We start from the raw sequence: 26,176 nt of genomic DNA, 5'->3' as shown, positions 1-26,176 counted from the left end.
ATACCTACCTACTAAATACCACACTTTAGTAGAAAGCTATGTTAACGCGGCGCGAATCGCATCTAGCAGTTGTTGAGGCTCGATCGGTTTTGCTAGATGGACTTGAAAACCAGAGGTGAGGGCTTGATTCTGGTTGGTTTCACCAGCGTAAGCAGTCAATGCGATCGCCGGAATATCCCGGTTAGATTCGGGGGGTAGAGTGCGAACCTGACGAATCAAGACATAACCGTTCATTTCAGGCATCCCAATATCGCTGATCAGCAGATCGAACCTACTTAGAGTGAGTAACCGCAGGGCTTGGGGTGCCAAGGAGACAGCCTGGACGATCGCGCCTTCCTGCTCCAGTATCACCTTAACCAGTTCCAGAGCATCTGGCTCATCATCCACCACCAACACCCGTAGATTCTCTAAATCCAGGGTTTGATGGTTGAGAAAATCAGGAGCTTTATGACTAAATACAGGTATTAATGGTAACTGTACCGTAAAAGTTGCCCCCTGCCCTTCACCCGCGCTGGCAGCTGTAATAGTGCCGCCATGTGCTTCCACTACTTGACGTGCGATCGCCAGTCCCAGTCCCAATCCCCCAAAAGAACGAGTCGTAGAACTATCCTCTTGCCGGAATAACTCAAACACATGAGGCAAAAATTCCGGCCTAATCCCCTTTCCGGTATCGGTGACAGTAATTCGAGCTAATTGGGGAAACTGGGGTACGGGCGATTCATGAATCGCCCCTACGACTGGGGACTGGGGACTAGGGGTTAGGGAAGAACTCTCCTGCCCCTCTGCCCCTCTGCCCCTCTGCTCCCCTGCTCCCCTGCTCTCCCGCTCCAGCCGTACTTCCACCCGCCCTCCTGCTGGGGTAAATTTAATTGCATTGGACAATAAATTCCAGATTACCTGTTGTAATCTGCTGGCATCCCCCTTAATTTGCCCTACGGTTGGGTCAAGCAATACCTCAAGCTGAATGGCTTTTGCTTCTGCGGCTAACCGCACTGTTTCTAAAGCAGCCAAAATCGGTTCTGATAATCCGATCGCTCTAAAGTTAAGAGTCAGTTTGCCCCGAATGATGCGGGAGATGTCCAAGAGGTCATCGATCAGTTGCGCTTGCTGTTTGGCGTTACGTTCGATCGTGCTTAATCCCTGCTGGAGCTTTTCGGAACTGATACGCGGTGATTGCAGTAGTTTTGACCAGCCCAAAATCGGGTTAAGGGGTGTTCGCAGTTCGTGGGATAGTACGGCGAGAAATTCGTCTTTGATGCGGTTGGCTTGTTCTGCTGCTTCCCGTGCGGCTTGCTCTTGTCGGAATAGCTGTTCCCTTTGGGCTTCGGCTTGTTTTTGCTCTGTAATATTCAATACCGTACCATTGAAGCGAATCGGTTTGCCGTTGGCATCATAGTAGGCTTTCCGCTCCGAAAAACTTACTCAAACTTACTTTGGTCACAGAACGAAGCTGGAAACAAAGTTTATTCAATGTTTTCTTCTTGCATCCGACGAATCCTTAACAGTTGAACCATTAAGTTTACTTAACTCTCCACAAGCAATCCCCGTTGAGCTAACGGTTCTTTGAAATTCAATTAAGGGATGCCAATTTTCTAAATTAATACTGGCATTTAAATCTCTATCTAACTCTATTCCACAATTGCCACACTGAAAAGTTCTTTTTGAGAGTGGCATTTTTTGACGGTGATGACAACAGCTACAAAGTTGAGAGCTTGGGTAAAACCTGTCAACTTTAATTACTGTTGAACCATACCAACTAGCTTTATATTCAAGCTGCCTTTTGAATTCATAAAATCCGCAATCAGCGATCGCACTTGCTAAACGATGGTTTTTGAGCATACCGGAGATATTTAAATCTTCGATAACTATTTCGCTGTGGTTCTTGGCTAACCAAGTCGTTAGTTTGTGCAATGCGTCTTGTCTGATGTTGGCAATCTTTCTGTGTAAGAGAGCTACTTTTAGGTTAGCTTTAGCTCGGTTTTTTGAACCGAGTTGCTTACGACACAAAGACCGTTGCAGGTGCGCTAACTTTCTTTTCACCTTTCGATAAGCTTTCTGGTTAGGAAAAACTGTCCCATCGGAACAAGTAGCCAGAGCATTAATTCCCACATCAACTCCGATCCGCTTTCTATTATGGCGAGTTGGCGATAGCTCTAACTCGTATTTAAAACTGATATACCAATCATTTGCTTTTTTAGAAATGGTGACATTTTTTGGTTGAACTGTTGGGAGGATTTCATAACATTTAACCCAGCCAAATAAAGGGATTTTGATCTGATTGCCTGAAATCCTAATATTTCCTTCTAGGTAGAAACTATCTTTGACGTTTTTCTTTTTAAATTTAGGTAGACGAGTTCCTGGTACTTTAAAACAACGTTTAAACGCTGCATCTAAATATCTTAACGCTTGTTGAGGAGCGCATTTGGAAACTTCATAATACCAAGGATTGACTGATTTAACTTCTGCAACTAATCGCTTATGTAAGTCTATAGCAGTTGGTCGCTTTTCTTTGGCCTCTTTTGCTTTCAGACAAACATTTAAACCCCAGTTCCAAGCATGACGAGAAACACCAGCGTGTTTGGCAGCTAATGTTTTTTGCTGGTTATTTAGGTTTAGCTTTGTCTTAAAACTTTTCAGCATTTCAGCAATTACTTAATATGTATTTGGATTATTTTAACATATTTAATCCCGACATTTAAAGACTTTAAACAATAATCTAATTCTAACTTTGAGCTATTTAAAAAGCTAATGAATTAATCATTTGTTTGTACCGCTCTCTTAATTCCGTGCTTAGATTAAACTTGCTCATTTGTTGGTTATAGCTGAGAAAATGAGGAAATTTAAAGAATTTTAGACAAGAATTGAGGAGCAGTCAATACCCCTTTCGATTTCAGCCAGCGTTCCACTCGGTCTTGAATGCCGATCGTCCGATACTCAGCATCAAACAAACCACCGGATGCGGGATTGAGCGAGGCTTGAATAATTGCTTGCAGGCGATCGCGATCGTCAGGATGTATCCCTGCCAAAAATACTTCCATGCTAGTCTCGGCTTCGGGCGATGTTCCAAACATGGCTTTGCTGCCTGTATCCCATTTCAATTCTCCTGTAATGATATTCCAATCCCAGGTTCCCAATTGGGCTGAGGCGATCGCCATTCGCAAACGGTCTTCATTCTGTCGTAGCGCTGCCTCTGTTTTTTTGCGATCGCTAATATCAAGGGCGACTAAAATGGCGTGGGTTGGTTTTGGCACTTCACTGGAACGGTCAAAAAAGATTTGTTTGCGGACGGTTAACCATCTGACTTCGCCGTTACTCCAAACTACGCGATGATCCTGGGCAAACCAACCTGCTCCTGCTGGATCGATGGTTTGCTCGATCGCCTGAGCTAGTTCGGCACAGTCTTCAGGGTGAAAAGTAGCATGGATTTGTTCTCGCGAAACTATTAATGGGGACTGGGATAGTTTTGAGTTTGTAGGGGCGGGTTTAGCAGATAAATCTGTATTCACAGCAGAAGAATTAACAGCAAAACCCGCCCCTACAGGGTTTTCTTGCCCCTCTGCCCCTCTGCCCCTCTGCCCCTCTGCCCCCCTGCCCCCGATCTGAGTCTCAAACCCGTACAGAGCAGCGGCTTCTGGGGAAAGCTCAACGGTATTTGAGGTGTAGTCAACTTTAGCTAGGGCAAACCCTGCTACTTGCATTCCCAAACGCAATCGTTCTTCGGATTCGCGCAGACGTTGTTCGGCAAGTTTCCGATCGGTAATATCGTGGTTGGTTTCCAGGATTAATTTCTGTCCGTTAGTCTCAATTAGTTGCTGACGACTTTCCACGATCACCTGTTGTCCAGAACGGGTAATATGCTTTAACTCTCCTGTCCATTGGCGATCGCTCTCTAAGATTGCCATCAGTTCATCCAGAGGCAAGGGGTATTGACTGCTCCTCAATTCTTGTCTAAAATTCTTTAAATTTCCTCATTTTCTCAGCTATAACCAACAAATGAGCAAGTTTAATCTAAGCACGGAATTAAGAGAGCGGTACAAACAAATGATTAATTCATTAGCTTTTTAAATAGCTCAAAGTTAGAATTAGATTATTGTTTAAAGTCTTTAAATGTCGGGATTAAATATGTTAAAATAATCCAAATACATATTAAGTAATTGCTGAAATGCTGAAAAGTTTTAAGACAAAGCTAAACCTAAATAACCAGCAAAAAACATTAGCTGCCAAACACGCTGGTGTTTCTCGTCATGCTTGGAACTGGGGTTTAAATGTTTGTCTGAAAGCAAAAGAGGCCAAAGAAAAGCGACCAACTGCTATAGACTTACATAAGCGATTAGTTGCAGAAGTTAAATCAGTCAATCCTTGGTATTATGAAGTTTCCAAATGCGCTCCTCAACAAGCGTTAAGATATTTAGATGCAGCGTTTAAACGTTGTTTTAAAGTACCAGGAACTCGTCTACCTAAATTTAAAAAGAAAAACGTCAAAGATAGTTTCTACCTAGAAGGAAATATTAGGATTTCAGGCAATCAGATCAAAATCCCTTTATTTGGCTGGGTTAAATGTTATGAAATCCTCCCAACAGTTCAACCAAAAAATGTCACCATTTCTAAAAAAGCAAATGATTGGTATATCAGTTTTAAATACGAGTTAGAGCTATCGCCAACTCGCCATAATAGAAAGCGGATCGGAGTTGATGTGGGAATTAATGCTCTGGCTACTTGTTCCGATGGGACAGTTTTTCCTAACCAGAAAGCTTATCGAAAGGTGAAAAGAAAGTTAGCGCACCTGCAACGGTCTTTGTGTCGTAAGCAACTCGGTTCAAAAAACCGAGCTAAAGCTAACCTAAAAGTAGCTCTCTTACACAGAAAGATTGCCAACATCAGACAAGACGCATTGCACAAACTAACGACTTGGTTAGCCAAGAACCACAGCGAAATAGTTATCGAAGATTTAAATATCTCCGGTATGCTCAAAAACCATCGTTTAGCAAGTGCGATCGCTGATTGCGGATTTTATGAATTCAAAAGGCAGCTTGAATATAAAGCTAGTTGGTATGGTTCAACAGTAATTAAAGTTGACAGGTTTTACCCAAGCTCTCAACTTTGTAGCTGTTGTCATCACCGTCAAAAAATGCCACTCTCAAAAAGAACTTTTCAGTGTGGCAATTGTGGAATAGAGTTAGATAGAGATTTAAATGCCAGTATTAATTTAGAAAATTGGCATCCCTTAATTGAATTTCAAAGAACCGTTAGCTCAACGGGGATTGCTTGTGGAGAGTTAAGTAAACTTAATGGTTCAACTGTTAAGGATTCGTCGGATGCAAGAAGAAAACATTGAATAAACTTTGTTTCCAGCTTCGTTCTGTGACCAAAGTAAGTTTGAGTAAGTTTTTCGGAGCGGATGAACTGTCTGGAGCAATGTATGGCTGATCTGTCCGATAGCTTCTTCTCTTGTATAGCCGTAAAGCTGCTCGCAGCCTTGGTTCCAACTGATAATTCCCTGCTCAACGCTCCACACCAGAAGAGGTTCATAAGATAATTCTATCAGCAGCTTGAATTGGCGCAGTGTCTCTTCGGTTTTCTTGCGATCGGTAATTTCTTCGCAAACGGTGTTGATGCCAATGATGCGATCGCCATCCTTCAACGGCAAAAAGCTCTCCAACCAAACCCGCTCTACTCCCGGTTGTGCCGGAGTTTCCCCGTGAATTTCGACGTTTAGTAGCGGTTCTCCAGTTTTTAGGACAGAACCCAGCAACTCTTCAGCAACATCGGCAATGTCAGGCAATAATTCTCGCACGGTTCGCCCGATATGTTCTTCTACGGAAAAACCGTTGATTTGGGCCAATCGCTGATTGATCCGCACAAAGCGCAAGTCGGTATCAAGAAAGTTCAACCCGATCGGGGCAGACTGATAGATAGTTTCAATTTCAGCCAGTTGCCGTTGCAAGGTTGCCCGATTCTCTTGTAATTTGGCTTCGAGTTGCTGACGTTCTGTGATATCGGCAGTCATGCCAATCAGTCGGGTTAACTGTCCCTGCTGGTCAAATAGAGCTCGTGCGCTTTCTTCAAGGATAACGATCAGACCATCTGGGCGGAGGATGCGGTAGGTGATTTTGTAAGTGCTATTCTCTGGTGTGAGTGCTTGTACTATGGCGATGAAGCGATCGCGATCGTCTGGATGAATGCGTTGAAAAAAATTACTGCCTGTATCCCTTTGTGCCAATTCTGGTTCTAACCCCAGGATAGCCGCACCTTCAGGCGATCGCTTGGCGCGATCGGTCTGGGGTTCCCACTCAAAGGTAAACATCCGGGCAACTCTCATTGCCAAGAGGTTGCGCTCTTCACTCTCCCGTAATGCTGCATTTACTTGCTCTAGTTGGGCTGTCCGTTCGGTAATGCGCTGTTCTAGTTCTTGATTGGTTCGTTGTAAGGCGGCTTCTGTTTGCTTTTGTTCTGTCACATCACGAGCAATACAATAGATTACTCCTCGCTCAATTTGTGGGGATGCTGTCCAAGATAACCAGAGGTAAGAACCATCTTTTGCCCGATAGCGGTTCTCGAAATAGAGTGTGGATGCGCCTGTGGCTAATTTCTGAATTTCTGCTAAGGTTGTGGAGCGATCGTCGGGATGGACGAACTCAATAGAGGGTTGGCTAATAAGTTCTGCTTGTGAGTAACCAAGGGTTTTGGTAAACGCTGCGTTAACCCGCTTAAAATAACCTTTCAGATCTGCGATCGCTAGCAGATCGAGTGATAGATGAAAGAAAAACGCTTCTTCGGACAAAACCAATTCATTATTATCTGAGGCAATAGAATCTTCAAAGGTCATAACAGAACTAGGGAGCAGATTAAGCGAATTTACTGAAAAAAAAACTATAAAATCTAATAATTCCGCGAAAACGGTTAATTGTTACCCAAAACGGGGTACATCTGTCTAAAGTATGACATTAAAAAGGCGGACTGTGATAAAATATTGCCCCATTTGGTCAGCCAACTCCCCCTTAAGTAGGAGTAATTCATGAATTACCACTACGCTGTGACGGGAGTCCTCTTGCGACATTAAGATAGACTGGTTTGGCAACTGTGAGGAATTTCTCCTAATATCTATCCTGCGAAGTATGCAATATCAGATTAAATGCGCGTCGCTATTTTACTAACAAAGTTAGGGCAGCAAGAACGGAATTTTTTTCGCAAGAAATGATGAGATAGGATGTTATAGTTAAATTTAAAATGTTTGCAATTATTAACTTTAATGATTTGCATTTGGGTGCGCCACTGGTAAGCATTGGCAAATCTACCCTGGCTTAGATTGTAGTTAAGTTCAAGGAAGTGTCTAATGAGTTCCCAGTTTGCAGCCAGACCGCAAAATCCTAAGCCAAAAAATAGGCTAAACTCGGCGTTTAAGCAACTTTGGTCAATGCACTGGTGGATGGCAGCTTGCTATCTGGTGTTGTTTGTCGGCGGATTTAGCATGGTACGATCGCCAGAAGGTACAGCAATCCAAGGCAATCTCTATACTTTCCATAAGTCGGTAGGAGTATTAACAATGGCGTTGCTGACTTGGCGAATTTTTGTTTTGCAAAGAGTTTGGTGGCGTAAATATACACATCGATTGCCAAAGTTTTCACCAGAATGGATTCGCACTTTCCTTTTTCATACAGCTATTTATGTGTTCATGCTGGCAGTGCCATTGAGCGGATTTTTTCTGACCAATTCCTATAAAAGCAACTATGTTCCGTTCTTTTGGTTGACAACATTGCCTGATATTTTTCCGCAAAATTCGGCTGTTTTGGAATTAGCCCGCAGTCTCCACTTTTGGATTGCTTACACCTTTTTAGCTTTCATTGTGCTGCATATAATTGACCAGAAAAAATATGTGCGATCGCTCTGGCGACGAGCCACAAAAACACTGCAAAAAAGTGGACAGACGAATTGATATCGCATTGAAAAATAGTTGCGTAAATCCCTAATCGAAAGGATGACGAGTCAATGGACAACAAAGAATCGAACGGTAAGGTTGCATTGGTTACAGGTGCAAATAAAGGGTTAGGATTTGAAATGAGTCGTCAACTTGCACAACAAGGATTAACAGTTCTCATTGCCGCCCGCAAACTGCAAGCGGCAAAAGAAGCAGCGACGCTCCTCTGCAATGAAGGACTCAAAGCAGAAGCGATCGCCTTAGATGTCAATGACACTAATCAAATTCAAGCAGCGGTTCAGGAGATTGGCAATAAGTTTGGCAAGCTCGATGTTCTAATTAATAATGCTGGAGTCATGTTGGATGGTGAATGGTCAACCAGTAACGCCAGTTCAGTTTCGCTCGACATTATCCGCAAGACCTTCGACACCAACTTCTTTGGATTAATTGCAGTGACTCAGGCGTTACTACCGTTAATTCTGAAAAGTGAGAGTGGTCGAATTGTAAATATGACAAGCATCGAAGGTTCCTTGTCGCTTCATGCCGATCCGACCTCATTCATTTATGATTCAAAACCCTTTGCTTATGATGCGTCCAAAGCAGCAGTCAATTCATTTACTATTCACTTGGTTCACGAGCTACGAAATACGCCTGTGAAAGTCAATAGCGCTCATCCCGGTTGGGTGAAAACAGAATTAGGGGGTGAAGGCGCAATGATGGATATTACTGAGGGAGCAAAAACAGGTGTTCAGTTAGCAACCCTTCCCGATGATGGCGCGAGTGGTGGCTTTTTCCATCTCGGTCAACCAGTACCTTGGTAATTTAGCTGCTCCGGGCAGAAGATTTACTAACCACTAAAAAGAGAGGTAATTTCTCGCTCATGCTGCTTTTAGTAATTTCTTTACCACTCTAGAACACATAGCCGCAAAAGCTGGTGTCAGAGTTATAGCAGTCTCCCCTAGTTATACATCCCAATACCTTTGTTATCGTGATGAAAAAGTTTTCACCGATTGTAATATTCGGGACTATTGGGATGAGATAGAAAAACTCTTAATTGACCGCGACATCAACGCCGCGATCAACATAAAGAGAGTCGGGCTGGAACTTTTCCTGACTATAAACAGGCGGAGCGGGAAGATAAGTAAATCATTTACTCACAGTACCGCAAAGCAAGTTTTGGAAACATTAAAATGTGCCAGAAGCCCACACTTACCCGTAGGGTAAGTGTGGGTAGTTCACGCAATCAACATCCGTTTGATGCCTTCTTCTGGAGCACGGCTCAAGATTCCTTTTTATCCGAGATCTGAATGGCAATCTCATCCAATATGTTCAACAAGCTATAAGGAGTATTACTCATGTCTCTTGCTGCTTATTACACTCTAGGACGTTCCGGTTTGCGAGTCAGTCGTCTTTCCTTGGGCACAATGACCTTTGGAACAGAATCGGGTTGGGGTGCGGATGAAGAAACAGCGCGTCAACTGTTTAATACCTACGTCGATGCAGGTGGTAATTTTGTTGATACGGCTGATTTGTATACTAACGGTACTAGCGAAATCTGGACTGGCAAATTTATTGCAGAACGGAATTTGCGCGATCGCATCGTCCTTGCTACCAAATTTACCTACAACGCAGACCCCTGCAACCCAAATACAGGCGGTAACGGACGCAAAAATATTTTACGTGCAGTTGAGGGGTCGTTAAAGCGACTGGGAACAGATTACATCGATCTCTATTTCCTGCACACCTGGGATCGAATCACGCCAGCTGAGGAAGTGATGCGAACCTTGGATGATTTGGTGCGATCGGGCAAAGTGCGTCATATTGGATTGAGTGACACTCCTGCTTGGTACGCAGCAAGGGCACAAACTTTGGCAGAATGGCGTGGTTACGAACCCATCAGCGCACTGCAACTAGAATATTCTCTGGTAGAACGCAACATCGAGCGCGAGTTCGTTCCAGTGGGGTTAGAACTGGGAATGGGAATCATGGTGTGGAGTCCGCTGGCAAGTGGGTTGCTAAGTGGCAAATATCGCCCCAGCGAAGGTGTTTTAAGTGCAGAGGGAAGATTGGACGTGATGAAGGATACGCAAAACCCTGCATTTCAAAAATTTAGCGATCGCAATTGGAAAATTGTCGCCGAATTAGAAGCAGTTGCGAAAGAATTGGGACATAGTATGGCACAAGTTGCTGTTAATTGGATTGCTAATCAACCGGGTGTTGGTTCGGTAATTGTAGGAGCTACCAAATTATCACAATTGGAAGATAATTTGAAAGCTTTAGACTTTGAATTGCCGAAGGAATTGAGCGATCGACTCGATGCGATCGGTCGCCCAGAATCTCAATTCCCCTACACTTTCTTTACCCCCGGACACCAAGCAATGATTCATGGCAATAAACCCGTCGGTATCAAACCAGCGGGATATTATCCATCAGTTTAGAGTGGGGACAGGGAAGAGGTGGGGGGGTGGGGAGGTAGGGGGGTGGGGGGAGTTTCTAGTTCTAGATCTCTCCCCATCCCCCCATCTCCCCATCCCCCCATCTCCCCATCTCCCCTGCCCCTGTGCCCCTTTAATTGCGAATGGCATCTACCATCATTCTGGCGATATCTTTCATTTTGTACTTAGCTTCCCAGCCAAGTAGTTGTTTTGCTTTGGCTGGATTTCCGCGACTAATGGCAATATCTGTAGGTCGGAAAAGTGTAGTATCAATAGTGATATGTTCGCGCCAATCTAGACCAAGATAACTAAATACTTCGGCAACAAAAGTTTCTAATTTGTTAGTTTCTCCTGTGGCGATCGCATAATCATCTGCCTGTTCTTGCTGCAACATCAAATACATTGCTTCTACATATTCTGGTGCCCAACCCCAGTCTCTTTGAATAGATATGTCTCCTAGATAAAGTTTCTCTGCTTTTCCTTGGGAAATTTGGTCAGCAGTAGCGACAATTTTTTGGGTAACAAAACGCTTAGGTCTGAGGGGCGAATCATGATTAAATAGAATCCCAGAACAAGCAAATAAATCGTAAGCTTCTCGATAGTTAGCTACTTCCCAAAAAGCAGCGGCTTTGGCTACAGCGTAGGGACTGCGGGGACGAAATGGGGTGTATTCATCGGCTGCGCGATCGCCTGTATCACCAAAACATTCGCTCGAACCTGCATTATAAAATTTGATTTTCGATCCGGTAAATCGGATCGCTTCTAATAAATTTAAAGTACCCAAAGTAACGCTTTCCATTGTCTCTACAGGTTGCTCAAAAGATAAACCTACAGATGTTTGTCCAGCTAAGTTATAAATTTCATCAGGTTTAGCTTTATTAATTACTTGTAAAACGCTACGAAAGTCACTCAAAGCCATCGATTCCAGCTTGACTGAATCCCGAATTTTTAACCGCGCTAAATTATCAAAATTTGATACTTGGGCATCTCTTGATGTTCCCCAAACATTGTATCCTTTGTTTAAAAGTAGTTGAGCTAAATATGCTCCATCTTGCCCAGAAATACCACAAATTAATGCTGTTTTCATTTTTTATAAGGTTTCACTTGAAATTATGGAAGACAATATTTAACGCAAGTTGCTAGTTATTAATTCTTTCGGAGTTCCCCCCTTGAGTAAGGGGGGTTAGGGGGGATCTTCGGCTGTGATTACTACGTTTAGATCCCCCCAACCCCCCTTAACAAGGGGGGCTAAGAAAGAGGCAGACTTGTAACTAGCAACTTGAGTTATTTATGGCTTCCGCCAAATTGCTGTTTCTGTCAAAATATTACTACTTTTCTGTCCCAATTGGCAATTTTTTGAGGCTTCCCACTCTTCTAAAAGCAAACTATTTGAGTTGATTTTTGTAAAATTGCCCAACTCCTTTATAAATATAGTGTTATATTAAACTTAAACAAAAATAATATTTTTAACTGAATTTGATTAATTACTTAATAAATCTCATTAATGAAATTAAGAATTTATGTTAAATAGCATTTTCCAGCGAAATAATGTTGTTACCTTGGGTCAAGGGGAGCAAACTCTAGTTTTTGCACATGGTTTTGGCTCGGATCAAACGGCTTGGCGGCATCAAGTTGCAGCTTTTCAGTCATCTTATAAAATAGTTTTGTTCGATCATGTAGGAGCCGGAAAATCGGATATGTCGGCTTACAGTCCACGTAGATATAGTTCTTTGTATAGCTATGCTGAAGATTTGTTAGAATTGTGTGCAGAATTGAAACTTTCCCAGGTGATTTTAGTCGGTCATTCTGTGAGTGGAATGGTGAGTTTATTGGCTGCTTTAGTCGATCCAAGTCGCTTTAAGAAGTTAATTTTCTTGAGTGCTTCTCCTCGTTATGTGAACGATCCTGCTAATAATTACATTGGGGGATTTGAACAGTCTGATTTGGATGCACTTTATGCGGCTATGTCTACTAACTATTATGCCTGGGTTAGTGGTTTTGCTCCGATCGCAATGGCAAACCCCGAAAAACCGGAATTGGCGATCGAATTTGCCAACACCCTAGCCGCTATTCGTCCAGATATTGCTCAAGCAGTCGCGAGAGTAATTTTTCAATCAGATCACCGATCGGAACTACCAAAATTGAAAGTTCCTGCGGTGATTCTTCAGTCTAACAACGATATTGCAGTTCCTTTAGTGGTTGGGGAATATTTGGCAAAGAACTTGCCAAAATCTAAATTAATTAATATTAATGCTCGGGGACATCTTCCCCATATTAGTGCGCCTGAAGTTGTGACAAATACTATTGCAGAATGTTTAGCAGCTTGAGTCAAAATTTAAGCTTAAAGTTTTTCCAAAAAGATGACAAATTTACATCTATCCCAGCTTGTCATCCAGAAAGATTACCAACGTTTGAACCTTTTTTATTGGGAGGTGCAAGCGTTTTATCAATTTTGGAAATATTCGGCGGTTGTCCTCCATTAATTTGGATTGCGCCGCTTTTATTTACTTATTGTATATTCCGATCGCCATCCAGAGCAATTATGCTTATTTTTCTCGGCATTTGGTCAGTATTACTGTTATTCAATGGCGATGAATTAGTAAGTCGTCAACTAATTGTTTTGGCAATAGTTGCTTTGCTAAGTCCTTTAGTACGGCGGAGTTTGGTACAGCAGGAATGGCGATCGGCAGCGCAAACAACATTAGCAACTCTTACCGAAGATGAAACAGCAACTAGTCCCGAACAAACGATCGCTAAGGCTTTAATTACTTTAAAAAAATTCGTTTGTGCTGATGGCGCAATTGTCCTCCGTCAATTAGATGAAGTGACAGCAGAAGCCTTAGTTCGTTTACCCATTAATGCACTTCCCGATCGATTAACTAAGCCAGATTTATTTGCGGAAGCGATCGCCAAAAAACAATGTGTTTATTATTCTAATTATCCGGCAATTCCTAACCCAGCAACGGTTTTAGTCGCAAAAGGAGTGCAATCTGTAGCGGTTTTGCCTTTGCAGGAAGGCGATCGAATGGGTGGTGCGATCGTCCTTTTTTGGTATGAAGAAGTAAATTTTTCTCCTAATTTACAACAGTTTCTCCAATCTTTGTTAGGTGGATTGAGAAATTTACTGCGGTTTCAAGATATGAACTTGCGATTAGATAAAATTCAAGCTAGATTGCGGGCAATTTTAGAAACTATTCCTCAAGGTGTGGTTTTTGTTGATGAAAGTGGCGAACAAGGTTGGTTGAATCACACCGCAGCAATGCAATTAGGACTTCCTCAAGGTGCAGTGGAACCTTTGGCGATCGCGCAAGCAATGACAACTCTCCGACTCAAAGCAGATAATCAACAAGATATTGCCAAACAAGCTATTAGTCTTTTTACTAATCCTGAAATTGAAATCCGTGATTGGCAGTGGTTTTTTAGTCAGCCACAAACACAAGTATTAAGCCTTTCTAGCACACCAATTTATTTACGAGATGTTCCCGGTCGTCTTTGGGTATTTGATGACATTACCGAACGCAAATTAGCCGAAGTCGCCACCCAGCAAGCCAAGGAAATGGCAGAATCAGCTAACCGCGCTAAAAGCGAATTTTTAGCCAGCATGAGTCATGAACTTCGCACTCCTTTAAATGCCATTCTTGGTTATACACAAATTCTGAAAAAAAACACCGGTTTAACAAAACAACAACAAAAAGGTTTAGAGATTATTCATCAAAGTGGCGAACATTTGTTAACTTTAATCAATGATGTTTTAGACCTTTCTAAAATTGAAGCGAGAAAGATGGAATTGCACCCGAACATTTTTCAGTTCATCGCCTTTATCGAAAACTTAGTGCAAATGTTTAAAGTTCGGGTTCGTCAGGGAATTGCGTTTGTTTATGAACCCGTTGCACCTCTCCCAAAATATATTCATGCTGATGAAAAACGCTTGCGTCAAATATTGTTGAACTTGTTAAGTAATGCGATTAAATTTACTGAACAAGGACAGGTAAAATTTAGAGTTAGTATTGTCGCTCGACAACTAGAATCTTTGACAATTCGATTTCAAGTTGCAGATACGGGAATTGGCATTGCTGAGGAACAAAGGGAAGCAATTTTCTTGCCTTTTCAGCAAGTAGGAGAAAACTCACAACAGATTGAAGGAACAGGTTTAGGATTAGCTATTACCCGTCAATTGGTGAGATTAATGGGTAGTGAAATTTATTTGCAAAGTGAATTAGGAAAAGGTAGCTGTTTTTGGTTCGATCTAACTTTACCAGAAACAACTAACCAAAGTGAGATGTTGCCATTGATTAAACCTAGTATTGTTGGGTATAAGGGCGATCGCAAAAAAGTCCTCGTAGTCGATAACCAATGGGAAAATCGTGCAGTACTGGTTGACTTGTTAAAACCTTTAGGATTCCAGCTTATGGAAGCAGTTGACGGACAAGATGGACTAAATAAAGCGGCTCAATTTCAGCCTGATTTAATTTTAATGGATTTGGTTATGCCTTTAATGGATGGATTTGAAGCAATTCGCCGTTTACGAAAATCTCCCACCCTGAAAAATATTACAGTAATTGCAGTTTCTGCGAGTATATTAGACTTCGATCGAGAAACAAGTCGTCAAGCTGGTTATGATAGTTTTTTACCTAAACCTGTGCGAGAAAAAGATTTATTAGAAGATATCCAAAATTATCTCGATCTGGAGTGGATTTATGAAGAAAAAGAACCGGAAATAGCAAATAGAGAAGAGGAAATAAAAAACAGCGATTTTGCCATTTCTTCGATTAGTAAAAATCTTGCCCAACTTGCAGCCAAATCTGAGCTTGATGTTCTTCTCGATTTAGCAATGCAGGGCGATTTACAAGGAATTATAGAATACTTAACTCAACTAGAGCAAACTGACGATCGCTGGATTCCCTTCACTACTCAAGTGCAACAGCTTGCTAAAGCATTTGAAGAACAGCAACTTTTAGAATTAATTCGCCACTACAGAGAACAGTTATGAGTATTACTAAGCCAGCTACTATTTTAATTGTTGATGACACTCCAGCAAACTTAAATGTTTTGTTTGATTTTTTGCGGGATGCTGGATTTAAAGTATTAGTTGCTCAAGGAGGTAAAAGCGCAATTCAGAAAGTAGAATATTCTCCTCCTGACTTAATTTTATTAGATATTTTAATGCCTGATATGGATGGATTTGCAACCTGCCAAGCTTTGAAAGCAAACAAAACAACTCAAGATATTCCGATTATTTTCATGAGTGCCCTTTCCGACACAGTTGATAAAGTGAAGGGGTTGCAATTAGGGGCGGTTGATTATATTACTAAACCCTTTCAACATGAAGAAGTGTTGGCACGAATTCAATTACATCTCAATTTACGAAATCTAAATCGACAAATTCAAGAGCAGAATATTCAGTTAGAAAAACAAATTCAGGAACGCATTCAGGTAGAAACAGCACTGCGTCAGCGAGAAGCACAACTACGTTTAATAACTGATTCTTTGCCTGTTCTGATTTCCTATATTGACCGCAATCACTACTATCGGTTCGTGAATCGAGGTTATGAAGAATGGTACAATTTGCCCAGAGAAAAGATTGAAAATCGGCATATAAAAGAGTTACTTGGTGATGTTGTGTATCAAGACATTTCACCTAAGTTAAATCAAGCTCTTTCTGGGCAATCGGTTACATTTGAAAATCATCTCTTTAATGAAGGTAGTTTACACAATCTGGAAGTGACTTATGTGCCTGATAAAAATGGCGATGAAGTCGTGGGAACTTATGTTTTAATTCAAGATGTGACTGAGCGCAAACAGTTAGAAAGACAACTTTTGCGATCGCAAAGGATGGAAAGTTTAGGAACTTTAGCTAGTGGAATTGCTCATGATTTAAATAATGTACTGACTCCAATTCTAATTTCAGTGCAATTATTAGCCATGAAACATCAAGATAAACAAAGTCAACAATGGTTGGAACTGTTAGAAAGTAATACTAAGCGAGGGGCTGATTTAATTCGGCAAGTTATGCTATTTGTGCGGGGTATGGAGGGAAATCATACTTTCATTGACCCGGCAAATTTGATTAAGCAAATCAAACAAATGCTAGAGGAAACTTTTCCTAAATCGATCGCCATTTCTACTAATATTAGCTCAGAGTTATGGGCGGTTTCTGGCGACGAAACTCAATTGCATCAGGTGTTAGTAAATCTTTGTGTTAATGCGCGTGATGCCATGCCAAATGGAGGGTTACTCAAACTTTATGTACAAAATTTAGTTGTCGATGCCACCTATACCCAAAAACATATTGATGCTAAGATTGGTGCTTATGTTTTGGTGACAGTTTCCGATACAGGAACAGGCATTCCTGCGGAAATAATCGATCGCATTTTTGAACCTTTCTTTACGACAAAAGAGTTTGGCAAAGGTACTGGTTTAGGGTTGTCTACTGCGATCGGAATTGTCAAAAGTCACGGTGGTTTTATCACAGTTTCTAGTACAATTAATCAAGGCACAGAATTTAAAGTATTTTTGCCTGCGATCGTTCCTTCAGCGACAACAACAGAGGAAAATTTAGAATTTCCGGCAGGAAATGGAGAAACTATTTTAATTGTGGACGATGAAGCAGCAATTCGAGAAATTATCGAAAAGTCATTAGAAACTTATGGTTATCAAACATTAACTGCGACTAATGGTGTGGAAGCAATTTCTCTTTATATGCAGCATCCTGAAGATATTAATTTAGTAATTATAGATATGATGATGCCGACAATGGATGGTTCAATGGCAATTCGTACTCTTAAAGCAATTAATCCCAAGGTGAAAATTGTCGCAATTAGTGGGTTAGTTACAGGTGATAAATTGTCCGAATTAACCGGAGTAGATGTTCACGCTTTCTTAACTAAACCCTTTACAGCTAAAGATTTATTGATTACCCTAAATCAGGTGCTCTAAATCCTCTCAGATCATTTCAGATCCCCTTTCAGATCCCCGACTTCTTGAAGAAGTCGGGGATCTAATCATATTTTTCTCGTCAAAATTGGCAATAATAATATGTTTAAATCATAGCAAACCTTGTTTATGTTCGCTGACTACAATATTGTGGTTTATTGTATCTTATGGTACATAGAGCTATTTCTGTGGCTTGGAAGCAAGCTGTACTTTAATTTATGCGATCGCTAACTTCTCTAAGTATAAAATCCAAACTAATTATGATGCTGCTAGGTGTCAGCAGTTGTTCGATTTTAGTTACTGCTTATCTGGGATATCGCAGTGGGCAACTTAACCTGACAAACCGAGTTTTTAATCAGCTTACCAGCGTTCGTACTTCTAAGGCATACCAGATCGAATCTTATTTCCAAAACATTGGCAATCATACCCAAACTTTGAGCGAAAATCCGGCTATAATCGCTGCGATGCAGGAATTTACTGCTGCTTATAATCAACTTCAAAATGCCGATGTACCGTCAACTTTTGAGGGGAAATTGACAGCTTACTATCGTGATGAATTTCTGACTCGTTTGACTAAGGTAGATGAAGGTTCACCAATTTTAGAATCTTATTTGCCAAAGTCGATCGCTTCCCGCTATCTACAATATCATTATATTGCCACTAATCCCAATTCAGTGGGAAAAAAAGATTCTTTAAATAACCCGCAAGATAATAGCGAATATAGCAAAATTCATGCCCGCTATCATCCAATTTTTCGCAAAATTATTCAGAAATTTGGCTATTACGATATGTTTCTGATCGATCCACAGGGAACGATCGTTTATACTGTCTTTAAAGAAACCGACTTTGCCACAAATTTGCAGAAGGATGCTTACCAAAATACTAACTTGGCAAAGCTTTACCAAATGGTGCGAGAATCGAAAGCTAGAGACTATACCAAAATTGTAGATTTTGCACCTTATTCTCCTTCTTATGGGGCACCTGCGGCGTTTATTGCTGCACCAATTTATAATCAATCTGAACTGATTGGAGTGTTAGCATTTCAGCTTCCCGTTAATGAAATTAATAATGTAATGACAGGTAATCGTAACTGGGAAAGAGATGGTTTAGGCAACACGGGAGAAACTTATTTAGTAGGGCGAGATGCGCTAATGCGATCGGTTTCTCGGTTTTTAGTACAAGATCCTCAAGGTTATGCTAAGAATTTGCGATCGCTAGGAGTCAGTGAGGCAGAGATCGATCGAATTAACCAATATCAAACTTCGATTTTACAACAGTATGTGCGAACAGCAGCCGTTGCAGATGCCTTAACTGGAAAGCAAGGAACGAGGATTATTAAAGATTATCGAAATATTCCAGTTCTCAGTTCTTATGCACCACTTCGCATCGATGGATTAGATTGGGTAATCCTTTCCGAAATGGATCTTTCGGAAGCATACTCTCCCATTTATTCCTTCCGATATCAAATTTTAATTTCAGCAACCTTACTGATGCTATTGGTGACATTGTTAGCGATGGCATTAGCTAATTTATTTGTGAAACCGATTAATCAACTTATTAATAGTACGCGCCAAGTAGCATTGGGAAAACTTGATGCGATTACTCCTTTAGAAACCGAAGATGAATTTGGTGAATTAGCAAACTCTGTCAATGAAATTGTGCAAAGTCTTCGCACTCAAACTAATTTAGTAGAACAAAAAAATCGGGAAAACGAACAACTACTTTTAAGTATTTTCCCAACTTCGGTAGCGAAACGTTTTCAACGGGGAGAAAAAGAAATTGCGGAAGATGTAGCAAATGTTGCCGTTTTGTTCTCAGATTTAACCGGATTTTCTAAACTATCAAGCAGCTTAAGCGCATCTGAATCTGTAGCAATTTTAAATGATTTAGTTACGGCATTTGATGAAACTGCCGATCGCTATGGCGTAGAAAAAATCAAAACAATTGGCGATAGTTATCTAGCGGTTTGTGGACTTTCCATTCCCTATCTCGATCACGACAAACGAACCATTGATGTAGCACTAGAAATGCTAATGATTGTGCGGCGATTTAATCATGAACGAGGAGTACAACTCAACATTCAAATTGGCATCAATTCTGGCGATATCATTGCCGGAATTGTCGGTCGAAATCGCTGTATTTACGACGTTTGGGGCAGTACAATTAATGTTGCTGCTGAATTGAAAAATGTTTGTCCACCAGGCGGAATTCTAGTTTCTCAAACAGTTTATCGTCGGTCGCAAGACCTTTATCAGTTTGAACAAATGACTAACATGGAAACAAATGGTAAATCAAAATTGAATGCGTGGCTATTAAAAAGTACGCTCTCACCTGTTGAAGTTGGAGGTAATTAACCAGTTTAAAATATACTGCTCTCTTTCTCTTTCCTTCGTTTCCTTCGTGTCTTCGTGGTTCAAACAAAGATTTTTTTGAACCACGAAGACGCGAAGAACACGAAGAAAGAAGAAGAAACCTGTTGAGACATTTAAATTTGTGAACAATGCAATGAATAATACAACAATTGAAAGTACTTTATTAGTTTGGTCGATCGCTCTCGTAGTCGGTTTCCCCTTCTTAATAATAATTCTGGGCGAAGCAATCCACCGACTAAAACGGCGTGGTAAACCCCTTGCAGCAACTTTGCTAGTTGTGCGGAATTTGATTTTACCCGTTCTAGTATTCATGCTATTCATGCAGCAAGTTCTCAAGCTGAATCCTAACGATAATTTAATTAAAGCAGTGCAAACTTTGCTATGGATTTGCGTGATTCATGCTGCACTTTCTTTGCTGAATGTCATATTATTTGAACAAGCAGAAGCTAATACTTGGCGTGCAAGATTTCCTAAACTATTGGTCGATCTTTCCCGGTTATTGTTAATTTTGTTGGGAACTGCGATCGTCCTAGCAAGCGTCTGGAATGCAGATTTGGCAGGTTTAGTTACCGCTTTGGGTGTAAGTTCGATCGTCATTGGTTTAGCACTGCAAGATACTTTGGGTAGCGTTATGTCAGGCATTGCGCTATTATTTGAACGTCCATTTTCCGTTGGAGATTGGTTAAAAGTCGGAGATATTGTTGGACAAGTTATTGATATTAACTGGCGTGCAGTGCGGTTACAAACGTTCGATCGCGAAATGATTGTCATTCCCCATAAAGTAATTAGCGGAGAAACCATTCGTAATTTTAGCCAGCCTTTATATCTTCACGCAGAACGCATTAAAATCGGCTTTTCTTATAGCGATCCGCCTAATTTAGCCAAGCAAGTTTTAAAAAGCACAGCATTATCAACTCAAGGCATTATTAGCGATCCAGAACCGCAGATTTTTACTGTTTCCTACGATGATTCCAGTGTAACTTATGAAGTGAAATTTTTTATTGAAAATTATAGCGAGTTGGAGGAAATTCGCGATCGCTTTATGACAAGAATCTGGTACGCAGCACAAAGAAGCAATCTCACCATTCCCTTCCCTATTCGGACTTTGTATCATTTTCACGGGCCAACTTCGCGATCGCAAGGCACCAAAAAATTCGCTGAAAGTCTGCAATCTATCCCCGCCTTTGTACCGCTTAACAAAGAACAAGCAAACCTAGATAACCTCTCTCAAGGAATAGTATTACACCACTTTGGAGCTGGAGAAAAAGTAGTTCAACAAGGTTACCCAGTCAACGATTTATATATCATTATTTCAGGAAAAGCATTATTAACAACGACAGATGAATGGGGAACAGAACATGAAGTATTACCATTAAAAGCAGGAGAATTTTTTGGAGAAATGGCACTTTTTTCCGGTGAACCAAGCGCCGTTTCGGTAACTGCTGTCAACGATCTCGAAGTAATGATTATTTCTGCAACTATAGTCAACCAAATGATAGAACGCCAACCCAGTTTTGCCCGTGAAATTGGTCAAATTCTCGAAATTCGTAGAAGGGCAATTCAAGTAGTAAAACAATCCAGCAGCTAAAGATCCCCGACTTCTTGAAGAAGTCGGGGATCTGAAGTCGAGGCATTAACGACCAAATCCGCCACCTCCAGGTGTTTCAATAGCAAAAATATCACCAGGATGAATGAGAATTTCGGCTTTACTTTCTAAGGATTCAATGTTACCTCGATCGCGCTCAACATAATTACGCCCGACTGCACCTGATTCCCCACCTTCTAACCCAAAAGGCGGGATTATTCGATGACCTGATAAAATAGCAGCGGTCATTGTTTCCCGAAAACGAATGCGACGAATCACACCATTTCCGCCATGAAATCTTCCTTTTCCTCCACTGTGAGGACGAATAGAAAACTCTTCTACTAAAACGGGAAAACGCCATTCTAAAACTTCTGGATCGGTGAGACGCGAGTTAGTCATCTGAGTTTGCACAGCATCAGTTCCATCAAAATCAATTCCCGCACCAGAACCTCCGCAAATTGTTTCATAATATTGATATTGTTGATTGCCAAAAGTAAAATTGTTCATTGTTCCTTGAGAAGCTGCCATCACACCAAGAGCACCATAAAGGGCATTTGCGATCGCTTGTGAAGTCTCCACATTACCTGCTACAACTGCGGCAGGATAACAAGGATTTAACATACACCCTTCAGGAACAACAATTTCTAAAGGTTTAAGACATCCAGCATTTAAAGGAATGTCATCTTCAACTAAGGTGCGGAAAACATAAAGAACCGCAGCTTTACAAATTGCTAATGGTGCATTTAAGTTCGTTGATTGTTGCGGTGAAGTTCCGGTAAAGTCAATTTTAGCCGATCGCTTTTCATGATTAATAGAAACCTGAACCACAATCTCACAACCATCATCCATTTGATATGTGAAACTGCCATCTTTTAAAACATCGATCGCTCGTCTTACCGATTCTTCAGCATTATTTTGAACGTGCTGCATATAAGCTTGCACAGTTTCCAAACCATAATGATTCACCATGCGAAGCAATTCTTTCGCACCCCGTTCATTAGCCGCAATTTGTGCTTGTAAATCAGCAATATTTTGTTGGGAATTACGGACTGGATAACTGCCGGATGTCAGAAGTTCTAGTAACTCTGTTTCCCGAAAATGTCCCCCATCAACTAATAAGAAATTGTCGATTAATATACCTTCTTCTTCAACTGATTTACTGTGAGGAGGCATAGAACCGGGAGTAATGCCGCCAATATCGGCGTGATGTCCGCGAGAAGCAAGGTAAAATATGGGAATGGCGGAGTTTTGCGTAAATACGGGCGTAATTGCTGTTATATCTGGGAGATGAGTGCCTCCATTGTAGGGATTGTTGGAGATGTAAACATCGCCTGATTTTAGGGTATCACCTTTAGCTTCGATGAGGCTGCGAACACTTTCACTCATGGAACCTAAGTGTACGGGAATGTGAGGAGCGTTGGCAACTAATTGACCTTGGCGATCGAAAATAGCGCAAGAAAAATCCAACCGTTCTTTGATATTCACCGAGTAACTTGTGTTTTGCAAAGTAATTCCCATTTCTTCAGCAATAGCTCTAAATAAATTGTTGAATATTTCCAGAAGAATGGGATCGGGGACTAGGGATTGGGGACTGGGGACTGGGAAATTTTCCATTTTCGAGCGATCGTCTCCTCTGCCCTTTTGCTGTCTGAGAATTAAGTGATTTTTTGTGGTTAATTCTGCGTTCCATCCAGGTTCAATTACGTTAGTTCCTGTTGGTTCAATGATTAAAGCTGCGCCGGGAATTCGATCGCCAGGAACTAAATCTTCCCGTCGATAAACTGGAGTTTGATGCCAATTACCTTTAGTGTAAATTTGCACTGTAGCTACAGGTTCTAAAGGAGTAGTTCTATCTGATGGAAGAGTCGGTTCTTGATGAGTGGTTGTTTGTCCGATCGCTTCCACAGAAACCGCTTCAACAATCAGGTTTTTATCAGGCATAATAAAGCCATATCGCTGTTGATATTCCTGTTCAAATTGTTCGCGCATGACTCCTAAATTCCCAAAATCCACAATGATTGCTGAATCTGTGCCTTCGTAGCGAAGATGAGTTTTACACAGAACTTGAATGGAAGAATTATCGACTCCTTGGGCAATAATTTCCCCTTGACTTTCTGCACTCAAACTGTTTAAAATTTCCGTTAATGTAGGGATTGCATCTTCATTTAATTGTAATTCCACAGCCTTTTCTTTGAGCGATCGCAAATCCGCCAAACCAATTCCATAAGCAGACAAAACTCCCGCATAAGGATGAATAAAAATTTGTTTCATCCCCAAAGCTTCCGCAATTAAACAAGCGTGTTGTCCCCCTGCACCACCAAAGCAACAAAGCGTGTATTCAGTAACATCATAACCCCGTTGCACAGAAATCTTTTTAATTGCGGTTGCCATTTTATCAATTGCGATCGCTAAAAATCCCGATGCCACCTGTTCAGGAGTACTAAAACTTCCCGTTTTCTCACTAATTTCTGTTGCTAATTGAGCAAACTTTTGACGCACAATCTTTTCATCTAAAGGTAAATTTCCTTCTATACCAAATACAGCCGGAAAAAATTGAGCTTGCAATTTACCCACCATCACATTACAATCAGTCACGGTTAATGGCCCCCCCCGACGATAGCAAGCAGGGCCGGGATAAGCTCCCGCAGACTCAGGGCCAACCCGATAACGGGAACCATCGAATGCTAAAATTGAGCCGCCCCCAGCTGCAACCGTGTGAATCGACATCATCGGCGCACGCAATCTTACCCCTGCAACTTCGGTTTGATATGTGCGTTCGTATTCACCCTTAAAGTGAGAAACATCCGTAGAAGTGCCACCCATATCAAAACCAATAATTTTATCAAATCCATCCATAGAGCTAGTTTTGACCGCACCCACAATCCCCCCAGCAGGTCCCGACAAAATGCTATCCTTCCCCTGAAACATTCGCGCATCAGTAAGTCCACCATTCGACTGCATGAACATCAATTTGGGGACTGGGGACTGGGAGGAACAACTATCCAGATTCCCCTTGTCCCCTTGTCCCCTTGTCCCCTTGTCCCCTTGTCCCCCCATCTCCCCATCCCCCCATCTCCCCATCTCTCCTGCCTGCAACTCTGCGGCGACGCGATCGACATACCTGCGTAAAATGGGAGAAAGGTAAGCATCAACAACTGTAGTATCGCCGCGACTGACTAATTTCATTAAAGGGCTAGCTTGGTGAGAAACTGAAATTTGAGTAAAGCCGATTTGTTGAGCTAAAGTAGCAATTTGTTGTTCATGTTTGGGGTAGCGATAACCGTGTAAAAAAGCGATCGCACAACCTCTAATTCCATCATTGTATGCTGTTTGTAATTGCTGAATTAATTCGTCATTAATTTGCACAGGTAACAGTTCTTCTCCCTGTGCCGTGTAGCGTTCTGCTACTTCAATGACTCGCTCATAAAGCATTTCAGGAAGTACAATGTGACGAGCAAAAATTTGGGGACGATTTTGATAACCGATTCGCAAAGCATCGCGGAAACCTTTAGTAATTAAGACGATGGTGCGATCGCCTTTTCTCTCCAATAACGCATTTGTAGCCACAGTTGTTCCCATCTTAACAACCGCGATTTCTGCTGCCGGAATTGGTTGATTATTTTCAATTCTTAAAATATCTCGAATCCCCTGAATTGCTGCATCAGCATAGCGTTCTGGATTTTCCGAAAGTAATTTGTGAGTGATAATTTCACCCTCTGGACTACGAGCAACTATATCGGTAAAAGTGCCACCGCGATCGATCCAAAACTGCCAACGTCCAGTAATATTTTCCTTTGACATAACACATTTCCTCAATTGGATAGGTGCAGTTTACTAACGGAATTCAGAAAATATCTACTACTGTTGTAGCGACTTTTGCGACAAGTGTAGCCAAGTCAAGTTTTTACATTGATTTTAAATGTTCCCATTTCCAGCGTCGCCTTTGTTCGTTCCATTTTACAGAAACGATTTCTGCTGGGGGGTTAATGCGATCGCCATTTTCAGCAAATTCAATTCTTCCCGTTACTCCCATTTCTACATTTTTCTCTCTTTTGAAATACCGATCCATTTGCTCAAGCAAAGATTGGCTATTCATTAATAATTGATTGTTTTGCAAATGATGTAATTCTAAAACTCTGAGGATAATAAATCCCGAATCAAAAGCTGTTGCACTGCGCCAAGTTAAATTTTCCTCTCCCCATAACTCAGTACCAATCTGACAAAAATATTCAGCTAAAGAATTAGAACTATTACTGCCATTATTTTGACTATTCCAATGCCAGGGAATACAAGCGATTATCTGACTTTGATTAAAATTAACCAACCCATCTTGCCAATGCAAAACATTTTCTTGATAAAATGTAGCTGAACCAGCAATTAAACAATTCTGCAAACCAAGCCGACTAATTGAAGCTGTATTATTGAGAGAATTTGGTTCTATTCCTCCATCAGGAATCAGAATAATAATATCAACATTTTGTTGCTTTATCTCTGCTATGTAATCTCTAACCTTATAATAATCTTCGCTCAAACAGCTACATTCTTGTAAAAGCTTAAACTTACCTTTGTGTTCAGCAATCTGCTGTTCGACGGCAATTTTATAAGAAGTGCTATAACTGCTATTTTTGTTGTAAATAATTGCTACTTTAGCTGGATTGCCATTTAAACAATTATTGCTTAAATAGTTAACCAAGTATTTCGCATTAATTCTATCTGGAGTTGTCAACCTAAAAAAGGACAACTTTTGTTCTATAGGTAAAGTAGAAAGTTCATCAGAAGTACTACTAGAATTAACTAAAAGCAAACCTTTTTTAGCATAAAAGTTTAGTGCCTTTTGAGTCATTTCACTTGAGTAATGACCAAGAACAGCAACTAAATTTAGTTGAAATGCCAAATTTCCCAAACCTTCTGCTGTTTGATTAAATGGATCGTACAA

At 41.1% G+C, this 26,176-nt stretch carries 16 protein-coding genes and 1 pseudogene (1 of these 17 only partly in view); 10 read left to right on the top strand and 7 right to left on the bottom strand.

The genetic code is table 11. From position 1 onward, the window contains the following. Window positions 1–36: 36 nt before the first annotated feature. From ACE1CI_RS31350 to ACE1CI_RS31340, 3 genes and pseudogenes are all read right to left on the bottom strand, one after another. A pseudogene (locus ACE1CI_RS31350) lies at window positions 37–1,404 on the bottom strand (hybrid sensor histidine kinase/response regulator); the annotation flags it as partial. A 63-nt stretch (window positions 1,405–1,467) separates the two neighbouring features. Next, window positions 1,468–2,640 carry an RNA-guided endonuclease TnpB family protein gene (locus tag ACE1CI_RS31345; RefSeq protein WP_496615950.1) on the bottom strand — a complete coding sequence of 391 codons (1,173 nt, stop codon included), beginning with the start codon at window positions 2,638–2,640 and terminating at the stop codon, window positions 1,468–1,470. A gap of 200 nt (window positions 2,641–2,840) precedes the next feature. After that, entirely contained in the window at window positions 2,841–3,902 is a 1,062-nt protein-coding gene (locus ACE1CI_RS31340) for a PAS domain-containing protein (RefSeq protein ID WP_496615951.1), read from the bottom strand. Between the two features lie 260 nt (window positions 3,903–4,162). On the opposite strand from ACE1CI_RS31340, the gene ACE1CI_RS31335 reads away from it, so the two are divergent. Further along, window positions 4,163–5,335 (top strand): RNA-guided endonuclease TnpB family protein, encoded by a 1,173-nt coding sequence (locus tag ACE1CI_RS31335; RefSeq protein ID WP_496615950.1) that lies wholly within the window; start codon window positions 4,163–4,165, stop codon window positions 5,333–5,335. Here the strand turns inward: ACE1CI_RS31335 and ACE1CI_RS31330 are convergent. Further along, window positions 5,294–6,826, bottom strand: a complete 1,533-nt coding sequence (locus tag ACE1CI_RS31330) for a PAS domain-containing protein (RefSeq protein WP_413262622.1) — start codon at window positions 6,824–6,826, stop codon at window positions 5,294–5,296. The genes ACE1CI_RS31335 and ACE1CI_RS31330 overlap by 42 nt on opposite strands. Before the next feature lie 507 nt (window positions 6,827–7,333). Between ACE1CI_RS31330 and ACE1CI_RS31325 the strand changes: the two genes are divergently transcribed. From ACE1CI_RS31325 to ACE1CI_RS31310, 4 genes are all read left to right on the top strand, one after another. Continuing rightward, on the top strand, window positions 7,334–7,933 hold the full coding sequence (locus tag ACE1CI_RS31325) for a cytochrome b (protein ID WP_413262621.1): 600 nt from the start codon (window positions 7,334–7,336) through the stop codon (window positions 7,931–7,933). A 53-nt stretch (window positions 7,934–7,986) separates the two neighbouring features. Beyond that, window positions 7,987–8,736 (top strand): SDR family NAD(P)-dependent oxidoreductase, encoded by a 750-nt coding sequence (locus tag ACE1CI_RS31320; RefSeq protein ID WP_496615949.1) that lies wholly within the window; start codon window positions 7,987–7,989, stop codon window positions 8,734–8,736. Window positions 8,737–8,833: 97 nt separating this feature from the next. Further along, a complete protein-coding gene (locus ACE1CI_RS31315) occupies window positions 8,834–9,139 on the top strand; it encodes a zinc ribbon domain-containing protein (protein ID WP_459564009.1) in 306 nt (101 codons plus the stop codon). A 131-nt stretch (window positions 9,140–9,270) separates the two neighbouring features. Further along, window positions 9,271–10,353 (top strand): aldo/keto reductase, encoded by a 1,083-nt coding sequence (locus ACE1CI_RS31310; protein ID WP_413262619.1) that lies wholly within the window; start codon window positions 9,271–9,273, stop codon window positions 10,351–10,353. A 130-nt stretch (window positions 10,354–10,483) separates the two neighbouring features. Here ACE1CI_RS31310 and ACE1CI_RS31305 read toward each other — a convergent pair whose 3' ends face one another. Beyond that, window positions 10,484–11,437, bottom strand: a complete 954-nt coding sequence (locus tag ACE1CI_RS31305; RefSeq protein WP_413264978.1) for a GDP-mannose 4,6-dehydratase — start codon at window positions 11,435–11,437, stop codon at window positions 10,484–10,486. 433 nt (window positions 11,438–11,870) lie between these two features. On the opposite strand from ACE1CI_RS31305, the gene ACE1CI_RS31300 reads away from it, so the two are divergent. From ACE1CI_RS31300 to ACE1CI_RS31280, 5 genes are all read left to right on the top strand, one after another. Beyond that, entirely contained in the window at window positions 11,871–12,677 is an 807-nt protein-coding gene (locus tag ACE1CI_RS31300; RefSeq protein ID WP_413264979.1) for an alpha/beta fold hydrolase, read from the top strand. Beyond that, window positions 12,662–15,340, top strand: a complete 2,679-nt coding sequence (locus tag ACE1CI_RS31295; RefSeq protein ID WP_413264980.1) for an ATP-binding protein — start codon at window positions 12,662–12,664, stop codon at window positions 15,338–15,340. The genes ACE1CI_RS31300 and ACE1CI_RS31295 overlap by 16 nt, the downstream gene beginning before the upstream one ends. Beyond that, entirely contained in the window at window positions 15,337–17,286 is a 1,950-nt protein-coding gene (locus ACE1CI_RS31290) for an ATP-binding response regulator (RefSeq protein ID WP_413264981.1), read from the top strand. The genes ACE1CI_RS31295 and ACE1CI_RS31290 overlap by 4 nt, the downstream gene beginning before the upstream one ends. Before the next feature lie 257 nt (window positions 17,287–17,543). Further along, window positions 17,544–19,637: an adenylate/guanylate cyclase domain-containing protein gene (locus ACE1CI_RS31285; protein ID WP_496615948.1), complete on the top strand. Its 2,094-nt coding sequence runs from the start codon at window positions 17,544–17,546 to the stop codon at window positions 19,635–19,637. Between the two features lie 151 nt (window positions 19,638–19,788). Continuing rightward, window positions 19,789–21,243, top strand: coding sequence for a mechanosensitive ion channel domain-containing protein (locus ACE1CI_RS31280; RefSeq protein ID WP_413264983.1), 1,455 nt, complete (start codon window positions 19,789–19,791; stop codon window positions 21,241–21,243). A gap of 45 nt (window positions 21,244–21,288) precedes the next feature. On the opposite strand, the gene ACE1CI_RS31275 is transcribed toward ACE1CI_RS31280, so the two are convergent. Together ACE1CI_RS31275 and ACE1CI_RS31270 are read right to left on the bottom strand one after the other, a co-directional pair. Further along, window positions 21,289–25,041, bottom strand: coding sequence for a hydantoinase B/oxoprolinase family protein (locus ACE1CI_RS31275; RefSeq protein ID WP_413264984.1), 3,753 nt, complete (start codon window positions 25,039–25,041; stop codon window positions 21,289–21,291). A gap of 103 nt (window positions 25,042–25,144) precedes the next feature. Next, window positions 25,145–26,176, bottom strand: partial view of a hypothetical protein gene (locus ACE1CI_RS31270; protein WP_413264985.1) — the 3' portion only. It continues 828 nt past the right edge of the window; 1,032 of the gene's 1,860 nt are visible here — the last part of the coding sequence; the start codon falls outside the window, past its right edge — the gene reads right to left on this strand; it ends in the stop codon at window positions 25,145–25,147.

It is taken from the genome of Floridaenema flaviceps BLCC-F50 (assembly GCF_041929275.2).
Lineage (GTDB): Bacteria > Cyanobacteriota > Cyanobacteriia > Cyanobacteriales > Aerosakkonemataceae > Floridanema > Floridanema flaviceps.
Note: the sequence above shows the minus strand (reverse complement) of the source record. Positions and strands in the feature narration are given on the sequence as shown.